Annotated in this window: 6 protein-coding genes; all 6 read right to left on the bottom strand. The window is 43.1% G+C overall.

All coding sequences use genetic code 11. The features are described from left to right. Positions 1–169 precede the first annotated feature (169 nt). From A3757_RS06885 to A3757_RS06860, 6 genes are read right to left on the bottom strand one after another with little or no spacing between them, the layout of a single operon-like run. Entirely contained in the window at positions 170–1,273 is a 1,104-nt protein-coding gene (locus tag A3757_RS06885; protein ID WP_068510715.1) for a hypothetical protein, read from the bottom strand. Next, complete coding sequence (locus A3757_RS06880) at positions 1,270–4,590, bottom strand: efflux RND transporter permease subunit (protein ID WP_068510713.1); 3,321 nt, start codon at positions 4,588–4,590, stop codon at positions 1,270–1,272. Before A3757_RS06880 ends, A3757_RS06885 begins: the two co-directional genes overlap by 4 nt. Continuing rightward, positions 4,587–5,768, bottom strand: coding sequence for an efflux RND transporter periplasmic adaptor subunit (locus tag A3757_RS06875; RefSeq protein ID WP_068553539.1), 1,182 nt, complete (start codon positions 5,766–5,768; stop codon positions 4,587–4,589). The genes A3757_RS06880 and A3757_RS06875 overlap by 4 nt, the downstream gene beginning before the upstream one ends. 13 nt (positions 5,769–5,781) lie before the next feature. After that, positions 5,782–6,879: a hypothetical protein gene (locus A3757_RS06870; RefSeq protein ID WP_068510708.1), complete on the bottom strand. Its 1,098-nt coding sequence runs from the start codon at positions 6,877–6,879 to the stop codon at positions 5,782–5,784. Continuing rightward, entirely contained in the window at positions 6,879–8,567 is a 1,689-nt protein-coding gene (locus tag A3757_RS06865; protein WP_068510706.1) for a GH3 auxin-responsive promoter family protein, read from the bottom strand. Before A3757_RS06865 ends, A3757_RS06870 begins: the two co-directional genes overlap by 1 nt. Continuing rightward, positions 8,567–9,400: a hypothetical protein gene (locus A3757_RS06860; RefSeq protein WP_068510704.1), complete on the bottom strand. Its 834-nt coding sequence runs from the start codon at positions 9,398–9,400 to the stop codon at positions 8,567–8,569. The genes A3757_RS06865 and A3757_RS06860 overlap by 1 nt, the downstream gene beginning before the upstream one ends. Between the last annotated feature and the right edge of the window lie 347 nt (positions 9,401–9,747).

The raw sequence follows: 9,747 nt of genomic DNA, 5'->3' as shown, positions 1-9,747 counted from the left end.
ATAGATGCGCCAGAAGTTTATCTTTTTGTTTTTATTGATGTTTTCTAGTATTGATTGATCGATGTGTAAAATAAGCTGACGTAAATTTAGCCAGCTTCAAGATTTTGTGAACTAGTGAATCTAATGACTTCGTCTTACAAACCGCATTGGTAATACGGATATTATAATGTTAAATACCTTGGCAATGGTCGGTGTATTTATAAGAAACAATTTGATTGCGACCTACAGCGCTATTGATGTCGAAGAGATTATCTTCAAAAAGCTCATTACCCCAATCACAAAGCGTTTCAAGCGAAACCTTGTCATCCTTTACGATCGAAGAATGAAGCTTAAGCGTTAAACCGAGCTGACCATTCCACTTCATGACGCAGCTTGATATCGGATAGTTCTTTGTTCCTGGTGCACAGCAAAACCAGCGTTCTTTTTGTAATGCTGAAACCGCTTCTGCCTGTTTGCTCGGTAAGGCAGAGGTATCTTCATCTAACCAGTTCCCCATTGCGGAGAAATTGCCAGCGTAAAAGGATTTATTGCTGAGGTAGCGATATAAAAATCTAATCATAAAGCCAGGTAGATATTTAGCTATCTTGGCTTGTTGCCAGTGCAGCCAATGCTCGCGTGACTTTAGCCGCTCGCGAATTCTGTCGTTTAACTGGGTAGGTGAAATATCCGCTTCGAGAGGGATATAAAATCCACTGGAGAAATTTGCATAGTCTGAGTCGGTTCCAAAATTAGCTGCCCCCCTTAAATTAACGGGATAAAACCACGAATAGCTTTGATTGCAGTTTTTTGAATCTGCAAGTAAATGCTTGGCAGCCGAGCGGTTTAGCGCCCATAGTATAAAGGTTGTTAAAGGGATATCGAGAGATTTTGCTCGTTGTTCGATAGCTGCGGTTTCATAACGATCAAAAAATAGAGTGTCTACCGAATTTTGGCTTACTTGATTATCCGCTTTCCAAAAACGCCATTTGACCCTTTTAGGGTAAGGTTGAACTTTTGCTTTGATCGCTTTCAATTCTTGAGTGTCAGGTTCACCGGTTTCTCTACACTTAGGGATCTTCACACTGGTGAAACCGAGATCGTTCAGCATGTGCTTCATTATGCTCATGCCGTCACCATTGGCGTGCTGGAAGATATCTACTTTTAGCGCTTCTTCTTGCTCTGAGGTGTGAGGCGTATATCGCCCCCAATATATGTCATCACTTACGCCTAGCTTGCGCCTTTGTTCAAACCATAAGGCAACATGATCTTTCGGGTGACGTTGAAATATACTCATGATGCCTGATCCGTCTTGAGAACGTTAAGGGTATTTTTCGCATCAAGCCAACCTGCTTCCCAGCTTGAAGTTAATACCTCATCATTATATGGGCTCTGTGATTTCTTCTTCGCTCGACTGCCCTGCTCAAAACCGCGTTGATAGGCGTCTTCAACGCTCTCGGAGTCGAGCGCATTATTCGTTACCTGTTTGCTAGCGGTGCTTAGGCTCTTGATATATTGATCCAGTAATAGGTAGCTTGCGGGCACTAAAAGCAAGCTGATCAGTGTTGCAAAAATAACCCCAAAGGCCAGCGATACGGCCATGGGTATTAAAAACTTAGCCTGAATGCTGGTTTCCAGGATCAAAGGTGTTAAGCCTGCAAACGTTGTAATTGACGTTAAGAGTATTGGCCTGAAGCGTTTCTTGCCAGCTTCGCATACTGCACTAAAGATATTCACGCCCTTCTTGCGCAGCTCATTAATACAGTCCATCAAGACCAGGTTGTCATTGACGACAATACCGCTGACCGCCACCATACCTATGAATGACCAAAGCGTTAATTCCAGATTTAATAACATATGACCGAAAAGTGAGCCTAGAATTCCAAAAGGGATTGCAAACAAAACCAATAAGGGCTGACTGTAAGACGAGAATAAAACCGCCATCATCAAATACATTACGAAGATAGCGATTAGATAACCGTTAAACAGAATATCTAAAAACGCCACAATACTTTTTTGTTTACCTGCGGTTCCCCACTTCATATCTGGATATTGCGCGACTAGCGTGTCGAGGTAGTGTTCTTTAAGGTCCTTTTGAATATTGTAAACCGAGTTATGTTCTGTATTGACGTATGCGCTCACGGTCACCACTCGCTTGCGCTCATAGCGGCGAATATTATTCGGTGCCTGTCGGAAGTGAATATCAGCAATTATTGACAAGTCTATATAGCTGCCATCTGCTATCAAAATTGGCAGGTGCTCCAGGTACCACATCGAAGCTCGTTCTTCTTCAGGCAAGCCTAGCCAGACATCGACTTCATCATCTTGCGTTTGGATCGTTTGCACCACTTCACCCTGATACGCCCTATTGACTTGCCTGATAACCTGCTCAAGCGTTAGTCCAAGTGAAATAGCGTTATCCTTTAAGGTGATCTGCGCCTGTTTTTTCTTTTCATTAAGGGAGTCTGCCAAGTCATAAGTTCCGCTGTAATGACTCAGTTTATCCTTTAACTGTTTCGCAGCAGTTTCAAGCTGTAAGCGATCATAACCGGAAAGCTCAATATTGATATCAGGCTTTGAGGGGCTTAGGCTAGAACTAAAACTAAGCTTGCTTGCTCCATCAATACGGCCAATCAACTCGCGCCAACGGTTTAAGACTTCCTGACCGCTACGCTCTCTCGTTTTTGAGTCAGACAGTTCTAGCGTTACTTGGGCGGTATGATCAAGGTTTTGTTTGTTTTCCTGATTCGATATCTTAAGCGTTGGGCCGATAACCGAATAAACGTGCAAGATTACAGGTTCACTAATACTGGGCGAAGAAGACTCGTTTAGCTCAATACGCAAATCTTCCGCTGCCTTCAACATTTTATTCACTGCAGCTTCAGTTTTTTTGCGTGAAGCGCCCTCCGGAAAAGCAACTGAGGCATTAACAACCTCTGCATCAATCGCGACGCCCAACGCCACTCTCATCCAACCAGTCGATAGTAAGACCATAAAGATGATAAACATTAAGCTAAAACTAACGATAACCAGTTCTTTATGTTTTAGAGCCATCACTAATAAAGGTTGATATAAACCTTGGTTTAATTTATCGAGGTGTTGGCTGAATTGCTTTTGTATTTTACTTAACAGACTGTCTTTCTTTTCGTCGCTTGATGTTGATGCCTTACGGGATAAGTGCGCAGGTAGAATAAAGATCGATTCCAAGAGCGAAAACACTAGAATACAAATAACTATAATAGGTATCGCCTGCATTAACTGACCCTCGGGGCCTGGTAAGAACAGTAAAGGCAAAAAGGCTACAATGGTTGTAGTGACTGCAAAAAGTATCGGTTTATATACGTCATAGACACCAGCAAGCGCGCCTTCACTACCATATTTTCCTGCCTGATTCTGGCTATGAATTGACTCCCCAACGATCACTGCGTCATCGACCACAATGCCCAGCACTAGTATGAAAGCAAACAGTGACACAATATTGATGGATACATCCAGTGAGGGCATTAATAACAGACTGCCAAAAAACGAAAATGGTATTCCCAGGCTGACCCAAAATGAGAGACGTAAATTAAGAAACAGAACCAAGAGCGCAAAGAGTAGCAAGAGGCCGCTGAATGCATTTTCCAGCAATAAATCAATGCGGCTTTTAAAGTTTTTTGCTTCGTCCTGCCAAACGTATAAGTGCATGTTGTCAGGCAGTTGCTTTTGCTTTATATAGCCTTTAATTGCCTCGGCAATGGTAACAATACTCTGATTGCCAACACGATAGACATCGAGAGAAACCGCTGCACGGTGGTCAAAGGATGCCTGACTTTGCGGGCTATTTCGGTTGTCGATGATGCTCGCAATATCGCCTAGTCTTACCTCGGCACCGTCAGCATTCGAGGCAATAATGATATTTCGATAACCCTCTGCATCACTTTTTTTAGCATCACTGGTGATTAGTACGTCACCGTCATGGGTTTTTAATACGCCACCTGGTAACTGATTTGATTGTTGCCTAATTAGACGACTGATCTCTTCGAAGCTAACTTGATATTGCTCTAAGTTATGTGCCGGGATATAGACTTGTATTTCAGAGTCTTTAACGTCTTCTAGGTCGATGATGCTGATGTTATCGTTTTCGAGGATTTCACTGCGTATGCTTCGCGCCATCTTGCTCATGCTAGCGTAGTCCGCGGTGCCACTGAGAATTAATTTACTAACGCGATTACGTACAATCAATTCCTTGACGGTTGGCTCTTCTGCCTCGTCTGGTAAGGCATCATAGTTTTCGAGACGGCTTTTAACTGTATCTAGTATATCTTTCGTGAGGTAGCCGTCTGCTACGTCAAGAGTCATTGAGCAAAAACCCTCATGCGCAATAGCGCTAAGCTCAAGTGTGCCCTCAATATCATAAATCTGGTTTTCGATTGGCTTGCAGATGCTAGATTCTATGGTTTCAACTGACGCACCAGGCAGGCTCGTATCTATCCCAATACGTTCAAGGGACACATTTGGGATCAGCTCTTTGCGAATATCGGGCAGGCTGATATAACCCAAGGCAAACACGGTAAACATAAGCAAGTTGGCGGCAACCGGATTATGTGCAAACCATGCGATCGCACCTTTCATTGAATTGTACTCGCTACAGGGTGCTCAATAAGCGCGAGATCATTGGCTAGGTAAGGCTCAACTTTCATACCTTCTGCCATTAAATGAAATGAACCGGTAACGATACGTTCGTTTGCATTTAATCCCGCCTTTACGAAGGATAGCTCTTTGCCACGATACACTAGTTCGATATTTTTTCTGTGTAAGCGCATATCGTTATCAATCGTCCAAACAGTGTTGTTGGCAGGTTCAGCACTACGAGGAATTAGCTTTAAATTATTGATTACTTGCCCTTCGATCCTTGCTTCAACAAAGGAGCCTGGTAGTAAGCTCTTGCTAGATTTGTTTGAAGCGTTATTGCTTGAAACTTGCGCAATAACATAAAGAAGCTGATTTCTATCGCGCTCCCCTTCAATTCGGTCGATAAGTCCTTGCCATTGTTTTGTCGGGTTTTGATAGCTGTTCAAGCTAGCAATAGGTTTACTTGTTTTGCCCAAGTAGCCTTTATGATTTAGACCGAGAATTTCAATTTGCTGGTCATTTAACGGGAGTCGGACTTCAACTTCGTCAGTCCCATAGATTGTTGCAACATTTGAGGTAGCCAGTATGTACTCGCCTTCAGTAATACTCAGTTTAATGACTTTGCCATCTATTGGTGCTCTGATTACAGTCTTCTTGAGTTGTTGTTTTGCATAAGCTAAGGCGGCTTCCGCGGCCGAAACTTGACTGCTGGCATGGCGCACCTGTGGTATATGACGCGCATAGTCAGTTGCGTTTCGTTTTAGGCCTTTTTGTGCGACAGCCGCCTTTGCTTTAACTCTGACTAATTCAAGTTTAGTTCGGTCAAGTTCAGCTTGTTTTTGTGCGATATCGAGTACAAAAGGCTGTTGTTCAAGTTCAATGAGAATGTCGCCCTGCTTGACCCTTGCGCCTATACTAAGCTCTTTGCTGACACGTTTGACCAGGCCGGGTACCTGATTGGTAATCTGACGAACTTCTGAGGCAGATACTCTACCGCGACTATAGATTGGAATCGCTTGGCTGCTTTCGATTACCTCTGTGTAAGGAACTCTTGGCGCCAGGTTCTGTTGAGTACTTTGCTCAGGCTCGGGTGCGTTATCGTAGAGCCAAGAAATCAGGCCAAGCGCGACGATAAGCGCGAGGAAGACGGAACGATATTTTTTTAGATACTGCATCATAACTTACTGCTAATTATAGACGTGTTGGTTCGAGATAAAACAAGCCCTGTTGCTTCATTTCTTTGCTCGGGTCATCGCCATAACTAGCGAGATAGTGATTACTTAAAAGCTGATATGCCTTCAAGTTTTTTGCAACTTCGTGTAAAGGGTCGCGCGTATCAAAACCAAAGATAAGCGCCTCATAATCACTTGCGTGATAGGTTTTAAGGATGCAGCTCAGCAAATCTTGAAAGATATCAATCCGGTTGTCGGCACAAAGAACCGTGTGAAGGCTAAGGTAGCTCGCTAAACTTCCAGGACTTGGTAGCTGGAGGCCGCCAAAGAATTTACTCTTAATATTATTGATGTGCCTGAGGGCTTTCATCTTGCCTTGGTAGGATACAAAGCGCGTTTGTTTAAAATCTTTTTGGTTCCATACGGCGCACATACCGATAAGTTCATCGTCATCATAAGCGAGGAAATAATTTTCGATATCGACCCCGCGATAGTAATTGTCTTTGGTGCCAATTTTTGAAAAGTCATAGACAGGGTAAAATTGCTTTGATGGCGCATGCTTATCGAAAAAAGACTGCATCTGAGCTTTATCGGCATTGCTAGCTCGTCGCACTAAAAGTGTTGTGGCTTTATGCTGCTTCTTATACAGATCTACCATATAAGTACGAAATTGTCCGGCCTGGTGATAAGTCGGCAAACTTAGACGGCCACTTCCGACTGAGTTGATAGAGGCTTTATTCTCGTCCAATATCACAGTCTGCATCCACTCATCCTGCATCAGTTCTCGATACTTTTTGAATAAACGTAACAGTGTCCTTCCGCCACGATAATCCTGGTGAATACGTAGATCATTGCCGTAACGGGTTAATCTTTTTTCGCCGTCGACATAAACTTCGCGCTTACCAATACTGAATGAGGCCAACAAGGTCTCTGTTTTATGATCAATCATGACCCAAACATCCGGATCTGTTGTGGTCACCTTTGTTGCATGAAAAAAGTTAGGTGCGCGCTCAAAATTCAGGTGCACTTCTCCTTCCTGTGGCGTTTGATCAATCAGGCGTAGTAGTGCAGCTGAATCACCATCTTCGGCGGGGCGAATTTCGTAGCGCTGGCTCATTAGCTTACGGCCTCGACTCTGTTTTGCTGTTCATTGCTTGCGCTCGAGCATTGAGGAGAGAATAGTTCGTTTTGCCAAAGTACCAGAGGTTCAATTTTAACGTTACCAGCCACCATGCCACGCGCTATCTTATGCGAGGTATAAACCTGCATGGCATCTTCCATGAGCAAAACGTGCGCATGATCGAGCTGACCAAGTTCGCGAGCAAGTTTATAGTGAAAGTTCTGGAGCAAAAATTCTTCTAGTTCGCGATCAAGTTCGACCTGTAGGTTTTTCTGCTCGCAAGTGTTAAGTCTGTTATATGTAGCCTGGTTTTCGCATAACAAAGCATAGCGAGGTAAGTTTGCTTCAGAATAAGAAGGGAGCGCGAGTAAGCTTATTGGCAAAATAGCGTCATGCATGGAAAACTCATTAATAATATTAACTGCCAGCTCTGGCGACAGTTTCTCACCCACCATATCAACACCACTAAGGCGTCCAATGAATTCAAAGCAAGGGCATTGATCTAAAAAGCCGGTTACCTTCAGCTGGTCATTCATCGCGTAGCGAAGTAAACCATTAGAGCTACTTAGAATGGGACGTACATTCTGGCCCTCCGTTAGCTGCCAGCTAGTATGTATTTGATTGGTGTCCAGGTCCTCAAACTCATAAAAGTGACTAGTCAGTGCTAATGGGTATTTCCCCTGAAACGGGAAGCTAATGACGCCTTCAGTGGCCCAAAGGCCCTTTCCTTGAAAACGACAATGGGGAAACAAGTCGCGTAGTTTGTTCGCCCAAATTTTAGATGATGAGGTGTCCCAAGCACTGATGAGACCAAGTTTGGGCCAAAGCATACTTGTCATTTTAGCACTTAACTCACCATCCCAAGCATCTAACGACTTAGCGGCGTCAGGGTTTTTGGGTGCGGATAGATGTGATAAGCCAGAAAGAGTCTCAGGCCACTGACCGGAGTTTAGTACTTCAACGATAAGAGGCTGCTTATCTTTGATTAACTGTAACAGGCTTAGCGCAAAGGTTGGGCTCCATACCGAGATAAACGACAAGTCCCGGCAAGCAACTAAATAGCATGCCGTTGCAATTGAGGATTCCTCAGAAGTATTCGCAAGTGAAATGGCTTCAGGAACAGCCATTGTCCCTGACATAAACAAACGCTTCCACCAAGGGAGAAGTTGCAAGTCATCGTTAATGCTGCTCGTAAGTTTATTCCTTAGATCGCTCGGGACCCATGACAAAGACCAATAATGTTTGCCTTGCTTTATCTCAGGAAATTGTCGGTATAAGTCTGCCATCCAGGGACTAATTGCCTGATCTAATTCATCGAGGAAGGCTTGATTGTAGGGAATCCACTTCATTTTAGAGGTGGAACCACTCGTGGGCTGATAACGCTCGCACTTGATGTTGCTTAAAACATTTTCTCGGCCGGCTTGCTGGCGCTCTATTTGCTCGTGCCAAACATCATAATCGCTAATTGGCAATGTTTGGAACTCGGAGAGGCTGCTATTTTCCCTAAGGTGATACTTGGCTGCGGATTCAGTTCCTGAAACGCTTTCTAGTATTCCCTGAAGAATCGATAATTGCGACTCTTCTACTGAACGACAAGCGCTGCGGAATCTTGCGCCACCCTTGTTGGATAGCGCGTGTGACGCAACATGCAAACCTTTCGAAGCAAGCGAGCCGAGAAATGACATTAAGATAGCTCCAAATTCTGTGAATCAGCTCTTTGGCGCAAATCATCACCCAGCTCTTTGCTGACCTGACCTGCTTTTTGACGAAGACTCTGCCGACTCTGTTTTTTCTTGAAAGGAATCATATTACGCTGCATGAAATCGAGTAACATACTTATAGTTACTTCGCCCGCGCAAGGTAGTTCAGTACCTTTCTCCCACGTTGGGTTAAGTTTTGCGAAGTGGTCGATATCACGGTTTTCATCTCTCATTTCTGGCGTAATGCAGGCAACACCTTCCTTGAGGTTTTGATATTCGTCACCAAAATCGAGTAAGCGGCTTTTTGAACAGTAAGCGCTCGGATAAAGCTTGTTACAGTATTCATCAACAATACTCTCTAGCTTCGGGTTATGATGTTGATGACAGGGATAAAATTGGTGAAAGTTGTTCGTCATCAATAAGTAGGTTTTATAGCCCTTAGAAATTAGTAGCCAGAACACATGCTTTCTAGGGTTCTTGAGTTTTGTCGAAAATAACTTTATTGCGAAAGCTTTTTGAAGTGATTTATCTCCCCAATACGCCTTATCAACGACGGTATCACCACTGAATATACCGATAGCTTTTTCATTACCATGATCTAGCTCTAATTCGGTCCATGTTGAGAAACCGATAATTCGTTTGCTTAGTTTATCCTCAAGTATAAAAACTCCCGTTTTATTGCCCATATCTGTCGCAAACGTTTCAAACTCGGCGTTATTGTAATACTGGACAAATAACTTATGCATTTCGATAAGTTGAGGAACAGAAATATTCTTTATTGAATAGAAGCGAGTTGATAATTTATTTTTGTTTGTCATGCCATTTCCCTGCTTTAAACCTTAATAATGCACTAGACATAAAAAGGCTATATCGATTTAAATCAGATCAATAGCAAACGCCCCCCAGCATTCACTAAAACTAAAATTCAGTTTTCTCTGACATACAATTTCAAACCTCGAAAGCAGACAAATGTTCGCTATAATAAAAATGCAACAGATTAATCTATCGTTAGTAATAATTAGACAGACAAATCTTGATACTCGACGCGACCCTAAGTGGGCTCCAGCTATCTGAGCTTTAGATTTCACTGAGATATAAATATCTGATTAATAACAGATATAAATAATATTGACATTTTTATTTTAAGGTTATTGAAATATCGAAG

This window comes from Oleiphilus sp. HI0117 (assembly GCF_001635235.1).
This window is presented reverse-complemented; position numbering and strand designations above follow the sequence as displayed.

Bases quoted from the DNA above. Each gene is read 5' to 3' on its own strand.
- A3757_RS06870 (WP_068510708.1), bottom strand. From the start codon at position 6,879: ATGAGCCAGCGCTACGAAATTCGCCCCGCCGAAGATGGTGATTCAGCT.
- A3757_RS06885 (WP_068510715.1), bottom strand. From the start codon at position 1,273: ATGAGTATATTTCAACGTCACCCGAAAGATCATGTTGCCTTATGGTTT.
- A3757_RS06875 (WP_068553539.1), bottom strand. From the start codon at position 5,768: ATGATGCAGTATCTAAAAAAATATCGTTCCGTCTTCCTCGCGCTTATC.
- A3757_RS06860 (WP_068510704.1), bottom strand. From the start codon at position 9,400: ATGACAAACAAAAATAAATTATCAACTCGCTTCTATTCAATAAAGAAT.
- A3757_RS06880 (WP_068510713.1), bottom strand. From the start codon at position 4,590: ATGAAAGGTGCGATCGCATGGTTTGCACATAATCCGGTTGCCGCCAAC.
- A3757_RS06865 (WP_068510706.1), bottom strand. From the start codon at position 8,567: ATGTCATTTCTCGGCTCGCTTGCTTCGAAAGGTTTGCATGTTGCGTCA.